Raw genomic sequence first — 18,646 nt, forward strand, 5'->3', positions numbered from 1 at the left:
GGAGTTCGGCGGGCGACGACTGTGGTGGGATCGGGGCATGCGTGCGCCACCGTGGCTCGACTCCGGCACCCTCGGCCGCGACCTCGTGCTGGCCGGTGCGTCGCTGGCCGGTGGTCTGGTGCTGCACGCCCTGGGGTGGCAACCGCAGGTCCGTCCGGACGGGAACGTGCCGTCGGCGTTGTTTCTGCCGCCGCTGGTGGCGGTCTGCGTCGCCGTCGGCCTGCGGCGGGTCGCTCCACGCGCCAGCCTGGCCGTGGGGACCGGAGCGCTGGTGGTCGACACGGCGCTGGGCAGTTCGCTGGGCACGGTCCTGGTCTACACGCAGGTGCTCTACGACGCCTGCGTGTACGGCCCGCCCCGGCTGTGGCGGTGGTTGCTGCGGATCACGGTGGCGCTGAGCCTGGTCGGGGTGGTCGTCGGCGTGCTCGCGTACGGCCAGTGGCGCGGGGCGGCGCTCGGGGTGCTGGTGGTGCTCGCCGGGCTGCTGCCGGTCCTGACCGGCATCAGTGTGCGGCAGTACCGCGACCAGGCTGCCGCCGAGCGGGCGCGGGCCGAGCAGACCGCCCGGCTGGTCGAGTTGGACCGTCGGCAGGCGGTCAGCGCCGAACGGGCCAGGATGGCCCGGGAACTGCACGACGTGGTCGCGAACCACCTCAGCGCGGTGGCCATCCACGCCACCGCCGTCCTCTCCGTGCCCGGGTTGGACAGCGGTCAGGTGGAGTCGGCGTTGCGGGTGATCCGGGAGAGCAGCGTGCAGGGCCTCGCCGAGATGCGTCAGATGATCGAGGTGCTGCGCGAGCCCGGGACCAACGCCGACCCGGCCACGCCGGAGGTGGTCACCGCGCGGCTGGCCGAGGCGGACGGACTGGTCGACCGGGCCCGGGCGGCCGGCCTCGCGGTGCGGGTCCGGACCGATGGCACGCCGGGCGCGTTGCCGGTGGGGGTGGACCTCGCCGCGTACCGGATCGTGCAGGAGTCGCTGACGAACGCGCTCAAGCACGGTACGGGTGAGGCGGAGCTGACGATCGCGTACCGGCCGGCCGAGGTGGTGTTGACGGTGGAGAACCCGGTGCGCCGGGGCGGGGCCGGGCTGCCGGGCGCCGGGGCCGGGCTGATCGGTATGCGGGAGCGGGCCACGCTGCTGGCCGGCCGGTTCACCGCGGGGCCGCACGACGGCCGCTGGCAGGTGCGGGCGGCCCTGCCCACCGGGGAGGTCGGGTGACCGGGCCGGCGCGGCCGCCGGACGACGCGGGCCCGGCGACGGTACGGGTGTTGCTCGCCGACGACCAGCCGGCGGTACGGGCCGGACTGGCCCTGATCCTGAACAGCTCAGCGGGCATCGAGGTGGTCGGCGAGGCGGCCGACGGCGACGCCGCGGTGCGCCTGTGCCGGGAGCTGCGCCCCGACGTTGCGGTGCTGGATGTGCGGATGCCGCACCGGGACGGGATCTCCGCGACCCGGGCGATCGTCAGCGACGGGCTCGCCGACGTGCTGGTGCTCACCACCTTCGACCTGGACGAGTACGTCTTCGGGGCGTTGCGGGCCGGCGCGGCCGGGTTCCTGCTCAAGGACACCGACGCCGACGGCCTGGTCAGCGCGGTGCGGACGGTGGCGCGGGGCGACGGGTTCATCGCGCCCGCTGTGACCCGCCGGTTGATCACCGCGTTCGCGGCCACCGCGCCGGGTGCGTCGGCGGACGCCCGGGCGGCGCTGGGCACCCTCACGCCGCGTGAGCGTGACGTGCTGGCCTGCCTCGGTTTGGGCCTGTCCAACCAGCAGATCGCCGATCGACTGGTGCTGGCGGAGAGCACCACCAAGACCCATGTGAGCCGGATCCTGGCGAAGCTGGACCTGCGCAGCCGGGTGCAGGCCGCGATCCTGGCCCAGGAGGTGGGCCTGCCCGCTCCCCCGCAGCCGTGAGACGGGCCGGCTGGGCGCGCCGGCAGCGGTCGGCGGACCGGTGCCGGCGTGGTTGGCCTGCTCACGACGTGTCAGGCTAGGGCGGTGAGCACGCCGGGCGGTGGGGAGCTGTCGGCCACGCTGCGCCGGATCGAACGATCGGCGGGGGCGTTGGCCACCTCCAGCGTGGCCCGGATGGACGAGACGCTGCCCTGGTTCCGGGCGCTGCCGGCCGACCAGCGTTCCTGGGTGATGCTGGTGGCCCAGGCGGGCGCGAGGTCGCTGGTGCAGTGGTTGCGCGAGGGCGGCGGCACGGCGGACAGCACCCAGGAGGTCTCGGACGAGGTCTTCGCCGCCGCCCCGCAGGCCCTGGCCCGGTCGATCACCCTTCAGCAGACCGTGGCGTTGATCAAGGTGACGATCGACGTGGTCGAGGAGCAGGTGTCGCACCTGGCCGCCGAGGGCGAGGAGCAGCAGCTACGCGAGGCGGTGCTGCGTTTCTCCCGGGAGATCGCGTTCTCCGCCGCCCGGGTGTACGCGCGGGCCGCCGAGTCGCGCGGCGCCTGGGACGCCCGGTTGCAGGCGCTGCTTGTCGACGCGCTGTTGCGCGGTGACTCGCCGGACGTCCTGGCCAGTCGGGCCGCCGCGCTCGGCTGGGCGGACGCACCGCCGGTGGCGGTGGCTGTCGGTCGGTCGCCCGGCGGCGAGGTCTCCGCGGTGCTGCACGTGGTCTACCGCCAGGCCCGGCGGATCGGTGTGGAGGTGATCGGCGGCGTCCACGGCGACCGGCTGGTGATCGTGCTGGGCGGCGCACCTGACCCGCTGACCGCCACCGCGAAGCTGCTGAGCGCGTTCGGGGACGGCCCGGTGGTGGTCGGTCCCGCCGTACCGAGCCTCGACGAGGCGACCGAGTCGGCGCGGGCCGCGCTGTCCGGCTTTCGCGCCGCACCGGCCTGGCCGAGCGCGCCGCGGCCGGTGCCGGCCGCGGACCTGCTGCCGGAGCGGGCCCTCGCCGGCGACGCGGAGGCCCGTCGGCGGCTGCGTCACGATGTGTACGCGACGCTGGTGCGCGCCGGTGGAGAACTGCTGGCGACCCTGGACGCCTTCCTGGCCGCAGGTGGCACGCTGGAGAGCGCGGCCCGGGCACTGTTCGTGCACCCGAACACGGTGCGCTACCGGTTGCGCCGGATCGCCGAGGTGACCGGGTTCTCGCCACTGTCGCCGCGCGACGCGTTCGCCCTTCAGGTCGCGCTGACAGTGGGTCGGTTGGATCCGGTCGCCCCGCTGGCCTCGCCGGTCCCGACTCAGACAATGACCCCGGCTGCCCGGAAATCCGCCCAAACCGAGGATGATCCCCGCCGATCTTTGTAGGAAACCTCTAAAGGTCCTAGTGTGGTTTGGTCGAAGGCGGCACCGCGTTACCCGCCTTTATCCGGGAGAGTCATAGACGTGCTCGCCGTACTTAGTCCCGGCCAGGGTTCTCAGAAACCCGGCTTCCTGACCCCCTGGCTCGACCTGCCCGGCACTGAGGCGCGACTGCGCGACTGGTCGGCGTTGGCCGGGGTCGACCTGCTGCACCTGGGCACCGCCGCCGACGCCGACGAGATCAAGGACACCGCCCGCACCCAGCCGTTGCTGGTTGCCGCGGCGTTGCTCGCGGCCGAGCACCTGCCGCTGGACGACGTCGCGCTCACCGCCGGCCACAGCGTGGGCGAGTTGGGTGCCGCCGCCCTCGCGGGTGTGCTGTCGGCCGACGCCGCGATCACCCTGGCCGGCGTCCGCGGCCGGGAGATGGCCGCCGCGTGCGCGCTGGAGCCGACCGGAATGGCCGCGGTGCTCGGTGGCGACCCCGACGAGGTGATCGCCGCGATCGAGGCGAACGGGCTCTACCCGGCCAACCGCAACGGCGCCGGGCAGATCGTCGCCGCGGGTGCCCTGGACGGGCTGGACAAGCTCGCCGCCGCGCCGCCCACCCGGACCCGGATCATCCGACTCCAGGTGGCCGGTGCGTTCCACACCCCGTACATGGCTCCGGCCGAGACCGCGCTCGCCGCGGAGGCCGCCGGGATCAGCCCCGCCGACCCGGTCCGGACCCTGCTGTCGAACCTCGACGGCACCGCTGTCGACGACGGCGCGGCCATGGTGCAGCGTCTCGTCCGTCAGGTCACCGCGCCGGTGCGCTGGGACCTGTGCATGCGCACGCTGGCCGACCTCGGGGTCACCGGCGTGATCGAACTGCCCCCGGCCGGCACCCTCGCCGGCCTGGTCAAGCGGGAACTCAAGGGCGACGGCGCCCCGGAGATCGTCACCCTCAACACCCCGGACGACCTGCCGGCCGCACGGGACCTGATCGCCCGTATCGGAGGTCGTTCATGACTGGCAGTCGCATCGTCTCGATGGGGCACTACCAGCCCTCCCGGGTGGTGACCAACGACGACATCGCCCAGCTCGTCGACACCAACGACGAGTGGATCCGCGACCGGGTCGGCATCGTCAGCCGGCGGATCGCCGACAGTGAGACGGTCGCCGACATGGCCGCCGCGGCTGCCGGCAAGGCGCTGGCCAACTCGGGCCTGACCGCCGCCGACATCGACCTGGTCGTGGTCGCCACCTGCTCCTCCATCGACCGCAGTCCCAACGTGGCCTGCCGGGTCGCCGCCAAGCTGGGCATCACCGCGCCGGGCGCGTTCGACCTCAACACCGCCTGCTCGGGCTTCGCGTACGCGCTGGGCACCGTCGACCACGCCATCCGGGCCGGGGCGTCGCGCAACGCGATCGTCATCGGCGCGGAGAAGCTGTCCGACTTCACCGACTGGACCGACCGCTCCACCTGCATCATCTTCGCGGACGGTGCCGGTGCCGCTGTGGTCTCCGCCACCGCCGACGACGAGCCGACCGGCATCGGCCCGGTCGTCTGGGGTTCGGTGCCGGACAAGAGCGACGCGGTCCGCATCGAGGGTTGGCGCCCGTACATCCAGCAGGAGGGGCAGTCGGTGTTCCGCTGGGCCACCACCGCGATCGCGCCGCTCGCGCTACAGGCCTGCGAGCGGGCCGGGGTCGACCCGTCGGAGCTGGCCGCGTTCGTGCCGCACCAGGCCAACGCCCGGATCATCGACGGCATCGCCAAGCGGCTCAACATCCCCAACGCGATCATCGCGAAGGACATCGTCGAGTCCGGCAACACCTCCGCGGCGAGCGTGCCGCTGGCCCTGTCCAAGCTGGTCGAGCGCCGGGAGGTGCCCTCGGGCGCACCGGTGCTGCTGTTCGGCTTCGGCGGTGGCCTGACCTACGCCGGTCAGGTCGTCCGCTGCCCCTGATGACCCCCTCGGGCGCGTACGCGTCCAGGAGTGGCGGTCGGCGACGCCGGCCGCCGGAGAACCCCGATGAAAGGAACCAACCGCAATGACCCGTGACGAGATCACCACCGGCCTCGCCGAGATCCTCGAAGAGGTTGCCGGGGTGAACCCGGACGACGTGGCCGAGGGGAAGTCCTTCACCGACGACCTCGACGTCGACTCGCTCTCCATGGTTGAGGTCGTGGTCGCGGCCGAGGAGAAGTTCGGCGTCAAGATCCCGGACAACGAGGTGCAGAACCTCAAGACCGTCGGCGACGCTGTCAGCTACATCGCGGCGCAGTCCTGATCATGAGTCGTCCTGACGTCGTCGTCACCGGGCTCGGCGCGACGACCCCGCTTGGCGGGGACGTCGCGTCGACCTGGGACGCAATGCTCGCCGGCCGCTCCGGGGTGAGTGCCCTCACCCAGGAGTGGGCCGCGCAACTGCCGGTCCGGATCGCCGCCCAGTTGGCAGTGGAGCCGTCCGAGGTGCTGGACCGGGTCCGCCTGCGCCGCCTGGACCGTTCCGAGGCGATCGCGATCATCGCGGCGCAGCAGGCCTGGGCGGACGCCGGCCTCGCCGGCTCCGACCTCGACGGGGAGCGGTTGGCCGTCAGCGTCGGCTCCGGCATCGGCGGTGCCACCACCCTGCTCGCCCAGGACGACATCCTGGAGGCCTCCGGGCCACGGCGGGTATCCCCGCACACCATCCCGATGCTGATGCCGAACGGTCCGGCCGCCTGGGTCGGGCTGGAGCTGGGCGCCAAGGCCGGCGTGCACTCGGTGGCCAGCGCCTGCGCCACCGGCGCCGAGGCGATCGCCCTCGGTCTGGACATCATCCGCTCCGGCCGGGCCGACGTGGTGGTGGCCGGCGGTACCGAGGCGGTCATCCACCCGCTGCCGATCGCCGGCTTCAGCTCGATGCGGGCCATGTCGACCCGCAACGACGACCCGGAGCGGGCCTCCCGCCCGTGGGACCGGGGCCGGGACGGCTTCGTCCTCGGCGAGGGCGCCGGCATCGTGGTGCTGGAGCGGGCCGAGCACGCCGCGGCCCGGGGCGCCCGGGTGTACGCGCGCCTCGCCGGCGCCGGCATCACCTCCGACGCGTACGACATCGTGCAGCCGCACGCCGAGGGCGAGGGCGCCATCCGGGCCATCGCCAAGGCGATCGCCGACGCGGACGTGGCCAAGCGGGACATCGTGCACGTCAACGCGCACGCCACCTCGACCCCGGTCGGGGACATGCTGGAGATCGGCGGGCTGCACAAGGCGCTCGGCGACCACCCGGTGCTGTCCGCGACGAAGTCGATGACCGGTCACCTGCTCGGTGCGGCCGGTGCGCTGGAGTCGATCGCCACCATCCTGGCGATCCGCGACAGTGTCGTCCCTCCGACGATCAACCTCGACGACCCCGAGCCAGGCCTCACCCTGGATGTCGCCGCGCACAAGGCCCGCCACATGGAGATCCCGGCCGCGTTGAACAACGCGTTCGGCTTCGGCGGCCACAACGTGGCGCTCGTCTTCGCCCGCCCCTGAGATCCCGCGAAGGGCCCCTCCTCGTCGAGAGGAGGGGCCCTTTCGTCGTTCAGCCTCGGTTGCGGGGGTGCTGTTTCGCGGTGCGCTCGTTGCCGTGGCGGTAGTTGCCCGTCCAGCGGGCCATCACCAACTGCGGGTCGTCGTCGACCTCGGCGAGGAACTCCGCGGCCCGAGCGCCGCGCAGCGTGCCGGCGACCCGGCCGTGGTGGGTGATCACCACAGTGCCGTCCGCCCGTTGCACGTGCCGGAATCCTGCTGCCGCTCCCATGGGGTGAGGCTGTCAGACCGATCGGGGGTGAGGCGACCGGATTTCGCTCGCGCGGGCACACGATCCCGATTGACGTCGAGAGACCGCACGGCTTAGATGGGCCGACTGAAGATCGACTGACGGGGATCACCACCATGGACACTCGTACCCGCGTCGCCGTGTCGGCGGCGGCGCTCACCCTCGGCCTGCTGTCCGGCTGTGGCGACGACGCCGCCGCTCCCGCCGGGCCCGCCGCCGGCCCCCCGGCCCCACAGGCCACTGGTGAGCCCTGGTACGACGAGACGACCCCGGCGTCGCCCGGCGGCACCACCGGCGGCACTGGTTCCCCCTGCCCGGTACCGGTGACGTTTCCGCTGGCCGACGGGTGGACGGCGAAGGCGATCGAGCCTCCCGAGGGCGAGCTGGCCGCGCTGGTCGGCGAGGCGCTCACCAAGCGCGGCGGCACGACCGTGCGCTGCGAGGTGGACGGCCGCTCGGCCGGCGGCGGATTCCTGCGGATCTGGGCGGCGGACTCGCCGACGGCCACGCCGCGCGCCGCGCTGGAGGGTTTCGCCGCCGGGGCCGGCGAGACGGTCGCCGGGCAACAGTTCCGTGACCTCCGGGCTGGCGGCTTCGACGCCACCGAGATGACCTGGCTCGCCACCAACCCGCTGGTCGAGGAGGAGGAACAGTCGCGGAACTGGGCGCTGGCCGTCCAGTCGGCGGGGCAGACGCTGGTCTTCGCTGTCAACGAGGGGCTGATCACCGAACGGACCGACGTGCTGCCGGCGTACCGACTCGCGGTGCGAGGGCTCGCGAAGGGCGAGTGAGGTGGGCGCTGACCTGGCCGTGCCGGACGGTCAGGTACCGCAGGTCGTCGCGGGCAGTCCGGGAACGGCCACCGGGGACCGGCCGCCCGGCCGGGCCTTGCCGGCGAGCACGGCGGCCAGGGCGGTCATCGACGCCCGGCTGGAGGAGTACGTCGCCAGCAGCGTCGGTGACTTCGCGTCGGCCAGCACGTACGGGGTGTCCATGGCGACAGTGACCGCCGCGCCGGGGCTCAGGTCCTTGGCGCCGTCACCGTAGCCCACCAGGTGCACGATCGTGCCGCCGCTGGGCTTGACCTGCACCCCGGCGGCGGTCAGCGCGGCGGTGAGCGTGGCCCGGGTGCCGTCCCGACCGCCGGACGAGGTGACGGTGACCGGCCCGCGTACCGCTTTGCCGCAGGCGCCGCGCAGCACGGTGACGGCGGCGGCGGCCAGCGCGTCGGCCGCCGCCCGGTGTGCCGGGGTGTTCAGCGTGGACATCTGCGCCGCCGGCAGCTCCGCGAGCTGGAACTTCATGGTCAGCACCCGGGTGACCGCCTCGACCAGCCGGGTCCGGGGCAGCGATCCGCCGCGCAGCGCGGCGAGCAGCCCGTCGTACGCCTGACCGACGTTCGGGGTCATCAGGATGAGGTCGTTACCGGCGTTGAGCGCCCGGACCGCCGCCTCGCCGGGAGCCCAGCGCATCGCGGGCGGCATGTTCATCCCGTCGGTGATCACCACGCCCTTGAAGCCGAGTTGGCCGCGCAGCACGTCGGTGAGCAGCTTGTGGGAGAAGGTCGCCGGGGTCCCCGGGTCGATCGCGCGCGCGTCCAGGTGACCGGACATCACGGCCATCGCGCCCGCGTCCATCCCGGCGGTGAACGGCGGCCACGCGCCGCTCTGCAACGCCGCGGCGGACTGGGTGAGCACCGGAAGGTCCTGGTGCGAGTCGTCGGCGCTGTGGCCGTGCCCGGGGAAGTGCTTCAGGGTGGCCGCGACCCCGACCGCCTGGAGGCCACGGACCGCGCCGCCCACCTGCGCGGCGGCCTGCTTCGGGTCGGCGCCGTACGACCGGGAGCCGATCACGGCGCTGCGGGTGGCCAGCACGTCGGCCACCGGGGCGAAGTCGATGTTGATGCCCATCGCGGCCAACTCGGCGCCGGCGGCCCGCCAGGCGGCCTCGGTGAGCTTCGGGTCACCGGCCGCGCCGGCCGCGAGGGCGCTGGGCAGCACTGTGACCCCGTCGGTCACGCGGGTGACGACGCCGTACTCCTGGTCGGTGCCGATGAGCAGCGGTGCCGAACCGGCGGTGAGCCGACCGGCGGCGGTACGCAGCCCGGTGGTGAGCTCGTGCACCTGCTTGGGGTTGTCGACGTTAGTGGTCTCCTGGTTGCCCTTGGTCGGGTCGTCGGCGCTGAAGCCGACCAGGATCAGGCCACCCAGTCGGTACTTGGCGATCATGTCGGCGGGGGTGTCCACCCCGGCGAGGGCCTGGTTACCGGCCGCCGAGCCGGCGGAGACCTTCGTCGCCGAGTCGCCGTAGGCGTACGGCATCAGCACCTGGCCGACCAGGTCCTCGTCGGACAGCGTCGCCACCAGCGCGGCGGCGCGGCTGGCGGGGTCGCTGGCCGGCGGCGCGGCCGGGACGCTCGGGCCCGCGGACGTGCCGACGGGGCTGGGCGTCGGCGTGGGGCGCTCCGGGTCACCTGAGCAGCCGGAGACGAGCAGGGCGGTCAGGGCGGCGACAGCGACACTGGCGCGCCACGGGCGATTCGACACGCCGCCCATCCCACCAGCTTCTCCCTTATCGGGGCAACTTGACCTTACCGGTCGTCACCGGCGCCACGGCGTACGGCCAGCGGCCCGTCCGCCGGGTCAGCCGACCCGAGTGAGCAAGGTCACCGGGGCGCCGTCGCCGGCGTACCGGTAGGGCTCCAGGTCAGCGTCCCACGCCGTGCCGAGCGCCTTGTCGAGGGCGTGCGCCAGCGCCTCGGGGGCCCGGGAGGCCACCATCAGCGCCCGAAGGCGGTCCTCGCCGAGCTGGATGTCGCCGGCCACACCGACCGTCGCCCGGAACAGGCCACGAGCTGGCACGTACATGAAGCGCTCACCGTCGGCGCCGGGACTCGGCTCCTCGGTGACCTCGAAACGGATCATGGGCCACTGCCGTAGGGCAGCAGCCAGCTCGGCGCCCGTCCCCGGACGACCGGTCCACCCGCACTCGGCCCGGCGTGCGCCGGGGTCGACGGGCTGAGCCGTCCACTGCAGGTTGACCGGCGCGGCTAGGACGCGCGCGATCGCCCACTCGACGTGTGAGCACACGGCGAGCGGGGTCGAATGGACGTATACGACGCCACGCGTTGGCACGGTGACCTCCCGGAGAGCGAGGTGCGTCTTCCCCTACGACCTCGTCCACCCAGGTGGCTGCTGCAACACATGATGACTCCTGTGACGCATGGTGCGCCAGGGAATCGGAAAAAACGCCGGGTGGAATAGCCGGACGGGTGGTCGCCGTTGCCTCTCAGGACACCGCGACGACCAGCATGATGTCGTGGTCCTGTACAGTTCCACCGGCGGCTTATGCCGCGTTACACCTTCGCGGGTCGAGTCACGTACGACCCGCACACAGCCCCCGGACGTCCAGTCCTCCCGTACGTCTTGCAAGGAGTACCTCCGTGGCGAGCAACACCTCTAAGACCGCGCGCGCGTCCGTCCGGGCCGGCCAGGCTGGCCAGGGTGGCGCCCTCAGCGTGCTGGGCGAGTTCAAGTACCTCATCCCGCTCAACGGCGGCAAGCACGCCTACGTGCGGAACCTGACCAACGGCAAGACCGCGCACCTGCGCACGGACTCCGACGCCTTCGTCGAGGAGATCCGCGTTCTGGCCGCCGCCGGCCACGCCGCCAAGATCCGGGCGGAGATCAACAACCTGGCTGCCACCCACCCGGGTGACGGCTGGGAGGCCACCGAGAAGCGCCTGGTCGCGGCCGGCGTCTTCGAGGGCTGAGCCCTCCCCCACCGCACCAACGAAACCGCCCGCCGGCAGTTCCCGGCGGGCGGTTTCGCATGTCCCGGGCCGGGTCAGCCTGGATCGAGCAGGGCGACCTCGCCGCTGGCCAGGTCGTAGAGGCCGCCGACCACGGCCACCCGGCCGGCAGCCACCGGCGCGGCCAGCAGATCGTCCTGGCGCAGGGTGCGCACCGTGCGCCGGACGTGCCGGCGGATCGCCAGCGGCTGCACCGCCGGATCGTCGAGCCCCGCCTCGGTCACCGCCGGGGCGATCTCGTTCACCAGGTGCGCCAGCGACCCACCCGGACGCTGCCCGGTGCGCAGCGCCTCCACCGTGGCCTGCACCGCGCCGCACCGCTCGTGGCCGAGGACCATCACCAGCGGTACGCCGAGTTGGCCGACCACGTACTCGATCGAGCCGCGGACCGCGCGATCGAGCACGTGCCCCCCGGTACGGATCACGCAGATCGCGCCGAAGGTCTGGTCGAAGATCGCCTCCAACGGCACCCGGGAGTCGATGCAGCCCAGCACCACGGCGTACGGCTGCTGGTCGCCGGAGGCCGCGGCGGCGGCCGTGACGTCGTGTCCGTGCACCGGCTGGCCGCTGACGAACCGCCGATTGCCGGCGAGCAGGTCGGCCAGCGCGGCGCGGGGCGTACCGCCAGCCTGCCGCCCCTGCCCGGACGTCGCACCCATGGGCGCTCCCGACGACACCATGCCGTTCAGCTTGGCCCGCCGCCGTCCGGCACGGGCGAGGTCGGGAATGTTCGCCACGGGGCGATTGGCGTGGTGTCATGGCGGGTAGCCGGTGTTACCGCCGGGTATCCCGGTGCTGGTGGTACTGGGCGGCCCTGGGGAGGTGGCGATGCCGGAGCGGTTCGAGGTCGGTCTGCCGGACGGTGTACGGCTCAACGTCGAGGCGACGGGTCCGACGGACGCCCAGGTCACCGCCATCCTGCTGCACGGCTGGACGCTGGACGGACGTGCCTGGCACCGGCAGGTCGACGCGCTCACGGCACCGCCGTTCGGCGGTGCGGTGCGGGTGGTCGCCTACGACGCGCGGGGGCACGGCCGGTCCAGCTGCATGGCGCTGCCAACTGCGACAGTGGCCCAGTTGGGTGACGACCTGGCCGCGGTGATCGACGCGGTCGCGCCGACCGGCCCGGTGGTGCTGGTCGGGCACTCGATGGGCGGCATGACGATCATGGAGTACGCCCACCGCCACCCCGCGCACTTCGCCGCCCGTACCGCCGGCCTGGTCTTCGTCTCGACCACCGCCGAGGGGCACACGCACACCGTCTACGGGCTCTCGCCGCGGATCGCCCGGTTGATCCGGCTGGCCGAGACGACCGGCGCCGGCGTGCTGGCCCGGTGTGGCTCGTGGCGCGCGCCCCGGGCACTGCTGAACGCGCTGCGACCGAGCATCCGGTGGATGCTCTTCGGTGACCGCTGCGAGCCGGCCGACATCCGCCTGGTGACCTCCGCGGTGGCTCGGGCCTCGCTGCGTTCGATCGGCGGGTTCCGCGCCTCCATCGGCACCCAGCACCGACTGGACACCCTCGCCGCGTTGGCCCACCTGCCGGCCGCCGCCCTGGTCGGCGACCGGGACCGGCTGACCCCACCGCCGTGCGCCGAGTCGATCGCGGCGGCCCTGCCGGCCACCGAGCTGACCGTCTGCCCGGGTGCCGGGCACATGCTGATGATGGAACGTCCGGACGAGGTCAACGCCGCGCTCACCGGCGTGCTGCGACGGGTGCTCGCCGAATCGCCGCCGGCCCACCGTGGCGCATCGCCGCCGGCTCACCGTGGCACGGCCCCCGCCGAGGCGGGTGCCTGAGCACGTTCGCGCACCTCGGGCGCGGCGGGTCGGGCCCAGGGCCGTACTCTTCTCGGTTGGCCCGCGCGGTTCCCGCCGCCTGCCGGCGACCTCTGAAGGAGCGTGCGTTGACCGACCAGACCGGCCTGGAGCAGGAGATCGCCGTCGAGCAACGACACCTCGACCGGGTGTACGCCCGACTGGCCGAGCTGCGGCAGTCGGCCGTCCGCGCCGAGCGTGACGGCTACCGGATGGCCCGGGTGGGCACGCACGGCGCCCTGGTCGAGCGCGACGCGATGGTCTTCCACGCGGCGCAGCGGCGGCACACCCTGGACGCCGAGCACGAGGGGCTGGTCTTCGGCCGCCTGGACCTGCGCGACCGTCAGGTGCTGCACGTCGGGCGACTGGGGATCCGCGACGAGAACGCCGTCACGCTTGTCGTCGACTGGCGCGCGCCGGCCGCCGCCGCCTTCTACCAGGCCACCCCGGCGCAGCCGCTGGACGTGGTACGGCGCCGCACCATCCAGTCCCGCGCCGAGCGGGTCACCCGGATCGAGGACGACCTGCTGGACCCGACGGCCGCCCCGGAGGGGATGACTGTCGTCGGTGACGGCGCGTTGCTGGCCACCCTGTCCAAGGCCACCGGTCGGGGCATGCGTGACATCGTGGCGACCATCCAGCGGGAGCAGGACGAGGCGATCCGCTCACCCGGCTCCGGGGTGACGATCGTCGCGGGCGGCCCCGGCACCGGCAAGACCGCTGTCGCCCTGCACCGGGCCGCGTTCCTGCTGTACTCCGACCGCAGCCGCTACGCCGGCGGCGGCATCCTTGTGGTGGGCCCGTCGTCGGTCTTCGTCGAGTACATCGGCTCCGTGCTGCCGTCGCTCGGCGAGGACACCGCGACCCTGCACTCGCTGGGCACCCTCTTCCCGGGGATGACCGCCACCCGCCCTGACCCGCCCGAGGTGGCGGCGGTGAAGGGCTCGCTGCGGATGCGCCGGGTGCTGGAGCGGGCGGCCCGCGACGCGGTGCCGGGCGGCCCGGGTGAGCTGCGGCTGCTCTACCGCGGCACGCTGCTGCGGCTGGACCGGGCCGCGCTGGACCGGATCCGGGACCGCGCGCTGCAACGCGGCGCACGACGCAACGAGGTGCGCCGGGCCGGTTTCGACGGGGTGTTCGCCGCGCTCTGGGCGCAGGCCCGTGAGCTGAGCAGCGGTCGACTGCCGGAGCAACCGGCCTTCGAGGCGGAGATCGCCGAGCGGTCGGAGTTCCGGGAGTTCCTCAAGGCGTGGTGGCCTCGGCTGCACCCCCGGCACGTGCTCGGCTGGCTGGCGCAGCCGGACCGGCTGCGCCGGTACGCCGGGGGGATCCTCTCCTCGGCGGAGATCCGGCTGCTCAACGCCGCTTACCGGAACCTGGACTCGGCTGGGCTGACCATCGCCGACGTGGCGTTGCTGGACGAGTTGGACGCGCTGCTCGGTAAGCCCGCGCAGCCGGCTCGCGCGCGACGCGATCCGTTCCAGCTCGCTGGCGGCGTCCGTGAGCTGAGCACCCTCGGTGAACGGCAGCGGGCCGCCCGCGCGGCGGCCCGGGAGCGTCCGGAGGACTACCGGGAGTACGCGCACGTGGTGGTGGACGAGGCGCAGGACGTCTCGCCGATGCAGTGGCGGATGATCGGTCGACGCGGCCGGCTGGCCTCCTGGACCGTGGTGGGCGACCCCGCGCAGACCGCGTGGACCGGCGATCCGGAGGAGCTGACCCGAGCCCGCGACCAGGCGCTGGGCCGGCGCAAGCGACACGACTTCACGCTCACCACGAACTACCGCAACTCGGCGGAGATCTTCGCGGTGGCGGCGGCGGAGATCCGTCGGCTCTACCCGGACCTGCCGCTGCCGACCGCCGTGCGCTCCACCGGGGTCGAGCCGGTGGAGCTGGTGGTGCCCGCGACGGGGTTGGAGACCGCGACCGTGGAGGCCGCCGCCGGCCTGCTGGCCGAGGTGGAGGGCACGGTCGGGGTGATCACGCCGGTCCCCCGCCGGGACGAGGTCGCCGGGTGGCTGGGCGCGCTCGGCGCGCCGAGGTTGCAGGTGGTGACCAGCCTGGAGGCCAAGGGCATGGAGTACGACGGGGTGGTGCTGGTCGCCCCGAGCGAGATCCGGGCGGATCCGGGCGCGGGGGTGCGCACCCTGTACGTGGCGCTCTCCCGAGCCACCCAGCGGCTCACCACCATCGACCCGACCGGCTGACGTGCGCGGACTGCCGCCAGCGGAAGGCCCTGCCCGTACACTTGCACACATAGCGATGTGAACATACATTTGACCGGGTCCCGACCAGCGGCGGAAGGTGGTTCTCGTGGGCGCAGGTCATGACCACCACCATGGGTCCGTCGCCAATGCCGCACACCAGCACCGAGGTCGACTCTGGGCGGCTTTCGGGTTGCTCGCCACCCTGATGGCGGTCGAGGCGGTGGCCGCCCTGCACACCGGCTCGCTCGCCCTGCTCTCCGACGCCGGGCACATGTTCACCGACGTGCTCGGCATCGGGATGGCGCTCGCTGCCATCACGGCGACCCGGCGGGCCACCGGCGACCCGCAGCGCACCTTCGGGCTCTACCGGCTCGAGGTGCTCGCCGCGCTGGCCAACGCCGTCCTGCTCTCCGGCGTCGCGATCTACGTAGTGATCGAGGCGATCCGCCGTTTCGGCGACCCGCACCAGGTCATCGCCGGCCCGATGCTCGCGGTGGCCGTGCTCGGCCTGCTCGCGAACATCGCCGCCTTCGCGCTGCTGCGCGCCGGGGCCCGGGAGAGCATCAACCTCCAGGGTGCCTACCTGGAGGTGCTCGGTGACCTGCTCGGCTCGCTCGGCGTCATCGGCGCGGCACTGCTCATCACCGTCACCGACTGGTGGTGGGCCGACCCCCTGGTCGCGGTCGCCATCGGCGTGTTCATCCTGCCGCGCACCTGGCGGCTGGCCCGCGCCGCCATCCGCATCCTGGTGCAGGCCGCCCCGGAGCACCTCCAGGTGACGGCCGTGCACGACCGGCTCGCCGCCGTCCCCGGTGTCGTCGAGGTGCACGACCTGCACGTCTGGACGCTCACCTCGGGCATGGAGGTCGCCTCCGCTCACCTGACCATGGCACCCGGCGCGGAGGTCGGCGCGGTGCTCACCGCGGCGCGTACGGCCCTGCATGACGACTTCCGCATCGAGCACGCGACGTTGCAGATCGAGCCCGGCGCCGCTTCTGGAGCCTGTGGCTCCATCGAATGGTGACGGAGCCGTAATTTTCCGTGGTGACGCACGCACCGTCCGTCACAATGGCTGCAGGGGTCCCACCGGCACCGGTAGGCTCGGTCCCGGCCTCCACCAGGCGGCGCCCTCCCGGCGCCGGTGGCGGTCGCCGCCTAATCGCCCAACTGGGCGAACCGGGGAACCATGTTCCTGGGGTGTATCCGCGTCAGCGGTAGGGATCTTCCGTCCCGAACCCGTCAGCTAACCCGGTCGGCGGCTGACGGAAGGACATGCGCAGTGGCACCAGCACGACCACCCGCCGCCCGCCTGGCGGCCCTGATCGTCGCGATGTTCGCCCTCGGCGTCGCGCTTCCGGCCGGCACCGCCTCGGCCGCTCCCCCGACCGGCCTGCGGGCCGCCGCACCCGACTCCGACGAGGAGGGCGGCACCCCGGCGTTGCGGGCCCAACTCGAGGCGGCCAGCAAGGGCTACCTGGACGCGAAGCGCGCCCTGGACACCTCCGTGCAACGGCAGAAGCAGCTCGCCACCCAGCTGAAGACCATCGAGGTCGAGATCGAGCAGCGCAACGGCAAGGTCGGCGAGATCGCCGAAGTGGCCTACCGCACCGGTCGGCTCGGCGCGATGTCGGCGCTGCTCAACAGCAACACCCCGGAAGGTTTCATGGACCGGGCGGCCGCGCTGGACGCGGTGGCCGCCAACGAGGACCGGGTGCTGCGCGACCTGCTGAACAGCAAGGACAAGGCCAACCGCACCCGCGTCGGCCTGGACGGCGAGATCAACGAACAGCGCAAGCAGGTCGCGGTGATGGCCAAGCGCAAGGAGCAGGCCGAACGGGCCCTGACCGTGGCCACCGCACCCAAACCGCAGACCACCGCCGACACCGGCTCCAACCGGGGCACCTCCAGCGCCAACGCGACGGCCGCGCCGCGCAACTCCGACGGCTCCTGGCCCTCCGAGTCGTGCAGCGTCAACGACCCCACCCCGGCCAGCGGCTGCATCACCCCACGCACCCTGCACGCGCTCAACCAGGCCAAGGCCGCGGGATTCACCCGGTACGTCTCGTGCCACCGCCCCAGCGGCTCCGGTGAACACCCGAAGGGCCGGGCCTGCGACTTCGCGGCGCAGAAGGGCGGCTTCGGCGGGGACGCCACCGGCGGCGACAAGACGTACGGCAACAACCTGGCCGCGTACTTCATCCGCAACGCGGACCGGCTCGCCGTGCTCTACGTGATCTGGTACAGGCAGATCTGGCTGCCCAGCAGCGGGTGGAAGTCGTACAGCGGGGCGCACGGCACCCCGTCGACCGACCACACCAACCACGTACACCTGTCGGTCTACTGACCCACGCGTCGTGATGCCTGTGAGTCGTCGTGATGACTCACAGGCATCACGTGCGTCCGGGGTCGGGCTACGTCGCCGGGCGTACCCCTGATGTCGTCGCTCGTCGGACGACCCGGCCGCGGTCGGCGGGCAGCATCGCGGTATGCCTCGGATCCGACCCACCACCCGCAAGGCGCTGCTCACCCTGCACCTCGTCACCTCGCTCGGCTGGCTCGGCGCCGACCTGGTGCTGCTCACCCTCGGCATCGCCGTGCAGCGAGGTGCCGACCCGGCGGTGGTCTATCCGGTCACGGCCCTGGTCGGCACGCTGCTGTTCGCGCCGCTGAGCGTCCTGGTCTGGCTGATCGGAGTCGCCAGCTCGCTACTCACCCCGTGGGGTCTGCTGCGCCACCGCTGGGTGCTGGTCAAGCTCGTGCTCACCACGGTGATGGTCGGGCTGGTGCTGTTCCTGCTCACCCCGAACCTGCGTCACGCCGGAGCGGTCGGCGCCGCCCTGCCCGCCCGGGATCGCGCCGACCTGGTCATCGCGCCGGCGGTGTCGACCAGCCTGATGATCATCGCGACGGTGCTGTCCACCTACAAGCCGTGGGGCCGGCGTCCCGCCACCCGATCCGCCCGCACGAGCCGTGATCGCGCCGGAACCACGGTCTAGGCGCCGCGGCCGCTGCACGCGGGCGCCGCAGCGACCTCGCCTTGCTGCTCGGGGGAGTCTCGCTGGTAGGCGTTATACCAAGGAGTCATATTTATACCTCTGAGGTATGTCGCTCACCGGAGTAGCACCGCCCGACGGATGTCGCCACGGCGACCTCTGCCTGCTGAAACGACAGTGACACCCAGGCCCTGAGCACGATGGTGCAGCGCCAGCGCCGAACACGGCGCTGGGCGGCGCGGAGCGACAGCGGGCGGCGCGGGCGCGGGTCAGGTGGGTGGGGGGTTGCCGGTGCGGTCGAGGGCGGCGCCCAGCCGGGTGGCGAGGGCGAGGTGAGCGGCCTGGGCCTGGCGGAACGCGTACCGGAACAGGGGCCTCGGCGCGGTCAGGGTGATCTCGACGTCGATGCGGACCAGGCCGTCCGGCTCGGCGCGCAGTCGGGTGTGGTTTCGCACGGTGGTGGCCGGCCACTGGCGGGCAACCATGACGATCTCGTCGGCCTCGCTGATCAGCACGTCCGCGTGGTAGGTGGTCCGGAAGCGCAGCGGACCGGCCGCCAACCGGTCGTTGATCGTGTAGCTGGCCTGGGCGCCGGGCCGGGGCGGCACCCGACGAACCCGGACGATCAGCGGATGCAGCTCGCCCTGCCGGGTCAGGTCGCTGAGCAACGCTGCCGCCTCGGCGGGTGAGCACCGGGCCTGGACGGTGTAGCTGAAGGTATCGCTGCTGAGCACACCGTCTCCCGCCGTCGTTGGTCGCCC

At 73.1% G+C, this 18,646-nt stretch carries 18 protein-coding genes, 1 pseudogene and 1 riboswitch; of the genes and pseudogenes, 14 read left to right on the top strand and 5 right to left on the bottom strand.

Annotated elements, in window-relative coordinates; all coding sequences use genetic code 11:
• Nucleotides 1–37 precede the first annotated feature (37 nt).
• From GUI43_RS34975 to fabF, 7 genes and pseudogenes are all read left to right on the top strand, one after another.
• Nucleotides 38–1,222, top strand: a complete 1,185-nt coding sequence (locus tag GUI43_RS34975; RefSeq protein ID WP_112582585.1) for a sensor histidine kinase — start codon at nucleotides 38–40, stop codon at nucleotides 1,220–1,222.
• A complete protein-coding gene (locus tag GUI43_RS26470) occupies nucleotides 1,219–1,920 on the top strand; it encodes a response regulator (protein WP_112700023.1) in 702 nt (233 codons plus the stop codon). Before GUI43_RS34975 ends, GUI43_RS26470 begins: the two co-directional genes overlap by 4 nt.
• Nucleotides 1,921–1,968: 48 nt before the next feature.
• Nucleotides 1,969–3,270, top strand: coding sequence for a PucR family transcriptional regulator (locus GUI43_RS26475; RefSeq protein ID WP_283016243.1), 1,302 nt, complete (start codon nucleotides 1,969–1,971; stop codon nucleotides 3,268–3,270).
• Between the two features lie 78 nt (nucleotides 3,271–3,348).
• Nucleotides 3,349–4,266 (top strand): annotated as a pseudogene (locus GUI43_RS26480) (ACP S-malonyltransferase); the annotation flags it as partial.
• Nucleotides 4,267–4,271: 5 nt separating this feature from the next.
• On the top strand, nucleotides 4,272–5,216 hold the full coding sequence (locus tag GUI43_RS26485) for a beta-ketoacyl-ACP synthase III (protein WP_112582581.1): 945 nt from the start codon (nucleotides 4,272–4,274) through the stop codon (nucleotides 5,214–5,216).
• Between the two features lie 85 nt (nucleotides 5,217–5,301).
• Entirely contained in the window at nucleotides 5,302–5,541 is a 240-nt protein-coding gene (locus GUI43_RS26490) for an acyl carrier protein (protein WP_030330276.1), read from the top strand.
• 2 nt (nucleotides 5,542–5,543) lie between these two features.
• Nucleotides 5,544–6,770 carry a beta-ketoacyl-ACP synthase II gene (gene fabF, locus GUI43_RS26495; protein ID WP_112582580.1) on the top strand — a complete coding sequence of 409 codons (1,227 nt, stop codon included), beginning with the start codon at nucleotides 5,544–5,546 and terminating at the stop codon, nucleotides 6,768–6,770.
• A 49-nt stretch (nucleotides 6,771–6,819) separates the two neighbouring features.
• Here fabF and GUI43_RS26500 read toward each other — a convergent pair whose 3' ends face one another.
• Nucleotides 6,820–7,038: a hypothetical protein gene (locus GUI43_RS26500; RefSeq protein WP_112582579.1), complete on the bottom strand. Its 219-nt coding sequence runs from the start codon at nucleotides 7,036–7,038 to the stop codon at nucleotides 6,820–6,822.
• A gap of 134 nt (nucleotides 7,039–7,172) precedes the next feature.
• Between GUI43_RS26500 and GUI43_RS26505 the strand changes: the two genes are divergently transcribed.
• Nucleotides 7,173–7,847: a lipoprotein gene (locus tag GUI43_RS26505; RefSeq protein WP_112700025.1), complete on the top strand. Its 675-nt coding sequence runs from the start codon at nucleotides 7,173–7,175 to the stop codon at nucleotides 7,845–7,847.
• Between the two features lie 30 nt (nucleotides 7,848–7,877).
• Here the strand turns inward: GUI43_RS26505 and GUI43_RS26510 are convergent, their stop codons facing one another.
• Together GUI43_RS26510 and GUI43_RS26515 are read right to left on the bottom strand one after the other, a co-directional pair.
• Nucleotides 7,878–9,611, bottom strand: coding sequence for a glycoside hydrolase family 3 protein (locus tag GUI43_RS26510; protein WP_112700026.1), 1,734 nt, complete (start codon nucleotides 9,609–9,611; stop codon nucleotides 7,878–7,880).
• 87 nt (nucleotides 9,612–9,698) lie between these two features.
• Nucleotides 9,699–10,190, bottom strand: coding sequence for a DUF3145 domain-containing protein (locus tag GUI43_RS26515; protein WP_112700027.1), 492 nt, complete (start codon nucleotides 10,188–10,190; stop codon nucleotides 9,699–9,701).
• A gap of 308 nt (nucleotides 10,191–10,498) precedes the next feature.
• Between GUI43_RS26515 and GUI43_RS26520 the strand changes: the two genes are divergently transcribed.
• A complete protein-coding gene (locus GUI43_RS26520) occupies nucleotides 10,499–10,828 on the top strand; it encodes a hypothetical protein (protein WP_030330285.1) in 330 nt (109 codons plus the stop codon).
• 74 nt (nucleotides 10,829–10,902) lie between these two features.
• On the opposite strand, the gene GUI43_RS26525 is transcribed toward GUI43_RS26520, so the two are convergent.
• Complete coding sequence (locus GUI43_RS26525; protein WP_112700033.1) at nucleotides 10,903–11,526, bottom strand: carbonic anhydrase; 624 nt, start codon at nucleotides 11,524–11,526, stop codon at nucleotides 10,903–10,905.
• Between the two features lie 169 nt (nucleotides 11,527–11,695).
• Here GUI43_RS26525 and GUI43_RS26530 point away from each other — a divergent pair, with 169 nt between their 5' ends.
• The 5 genes from GUI43_RS26530 (at nucleotide 11,696) to GUI43_RS26550 (ending at nucleotide 17,888) form a co-directional block, all read left to right on the top strand.
• Entirely contained in the window at nucleotides 11,696–12,667 is a 972-nt protein-coding gene (locus GUI43_RS26530) for an alpha/beta fold hydrolase (RefSeq protein WP_112700034.1), read from the top strand.
• A 107-nt stretch (nucleotides 12,668–12,774) separates the two neighbouring features.
• Entirely contained in the window at nucleotides 12,775–14,892 is a 2,118-nt protein-coding gene (locus GUI43_RS26535; RefSeq protein WP_112582576.1) for a HelD family protein, read from the top strand.
• A gap of 106 nt (nucleotides 14,893–14,998) precedes the next feature.
• Entirely contained in the window at nucleotides 14,999–15,916 is a 918-nt protein-coding gene (locus tag GUI43_RS26540) for a cation diffusion facilitator family transporter (RefSeq protein ID WP_112700028.1), read from the top strand.
• A gap of 118 nt (nucleotides 15,917–16,034) precedes the next feature.
• Nucleotides 16,035–16,166: riboswitch (cyclic di-AMP (ydaO/yuaA leader) on the top strand.
• Nucleotides 16,167–16,171: 5 nt separating this feature from the next.
• Nucleotides 16,172–17,236, top strand: coding sequence for a coiled-coil domain-containing protein (locus GUI43_RS26545; RefSeq protein ID WP_373861033.1), 1,065 nt, complete (start codon nucleotides 16,172–16,174; stop codon nucleotides 17,234–17,236).
• Between the two features lie 142 nt (nucleotides 17,237–17,378).
• Nucleotides 17,379–17,888, top strand: coding sequence for a DUF2269 domain-containing protein (locus tag GUI43_RS26550; protein ID WP_112601485.1), 510 nt, complete (start codon nucleotides 17,379–17,381; stop codon nucleotides 17,886–17,888).
• Nucleotides 17,889–18,154: 266 nt separating this feature from the next.
• Here the strand turns inward: GUI43_RS26550 and GUI43_RS26555 are convergent, their stop codons facing one another.
• Nucleotides 18,155–18,619: an SRPBCC family protein gene (locus GUI43_RS26555; RefSeq protein ID WP_112582573.1), complete on the bottom strand. Its 465-nt coding sequence runs from the start codon at nucleotides 18,617–18,619 to the stop codon at nucleotides 18,155–18,157.
• Nucleotides 18,620–18,646: the final 27 nt, after the last annotated feature.

It is taken from the genome of Micromonospora noduli (assembly GCF_003264365.1).
Taxonomy (GTDB): Bacteria; Actinomycetota; Actinomycetes; order Mycobacteriales; family Micromonosporaceae; genus Micromonospora; species Micromonospora noduli.

Bases quoted from the DNA above. Each gene is read 5' to 3' on its own strand.
- GUI43_RS26500 (WP_112582579.1), bottom strand. From the start codon at position 7,038: ATGGGAGCGGCAGCAGGATTCCGGCACGTGCAACGGGCGGACGGCACT.
- GUI43_RS26530 (WP_112700034.1), top strand. From the start codon at position 11,696: ATGCCGGAGCGGTTCGAGGTCGGTCTGCCGGACGGTGTACGGCTCAAC.
- GUI43_RS26525 (WP_112700033.1), bottom strand. From the start codon at position 11,526: ATGGGTGCGACGTCCGGGCAGGGGCGGCAGGCTGGCGGTACGCCCCGC.
- GUI43_RS26510 (WP_112700026.1), bottom strand. From the start codon at position 9,611: ATGGGCGGCGTGTCGAATCGCCCGTGGCGCGCCAGTGTCGCTGTCGCC.
- GUI43_RS34975 (WP_112582585.1), top strand. From the start codon at position 38: ATGCGTGCGCCACCGTGGCTCGACTCCGGCACCCTCGGCCGCGACCTC.
- GUI43_RS26485 (WP_112582581.1), top strand. From the start codon at position 4,272: ATGACTGGCAGTCGCATCGTCTCGATGGGGCACTACCAGCCCTCCCGG.
- GUI43_RS26550 (WP_112601485.1), top strand. From the start codon at position 17,379: ATGCCTCGGATCCGACCCACCACCCGCAAGGCGCTGCTCACCCTGCAC.
- fabF (WP_112582580.1), top strand. From the start codon at position 5,544: ATGAGTCGTCCTGACGTCGTCGTCACCGGGCTCGGCGCGACGACCCCG.
- GUI43_RS26505 (WP_112700025.1), top strand. From the start codon at position 7,173: ATGGACACTCGTACCCGCGTCGCCGTGTCGGCGGCGGCGCTCACCCTC.
- GUI43_RS26490 (WP_030330276.1), top strand. From the start codon at position 5,302: ATGACCCGTGACGAGATCACCACCGGCCTCGCCGAGATCCTCGAAGAG.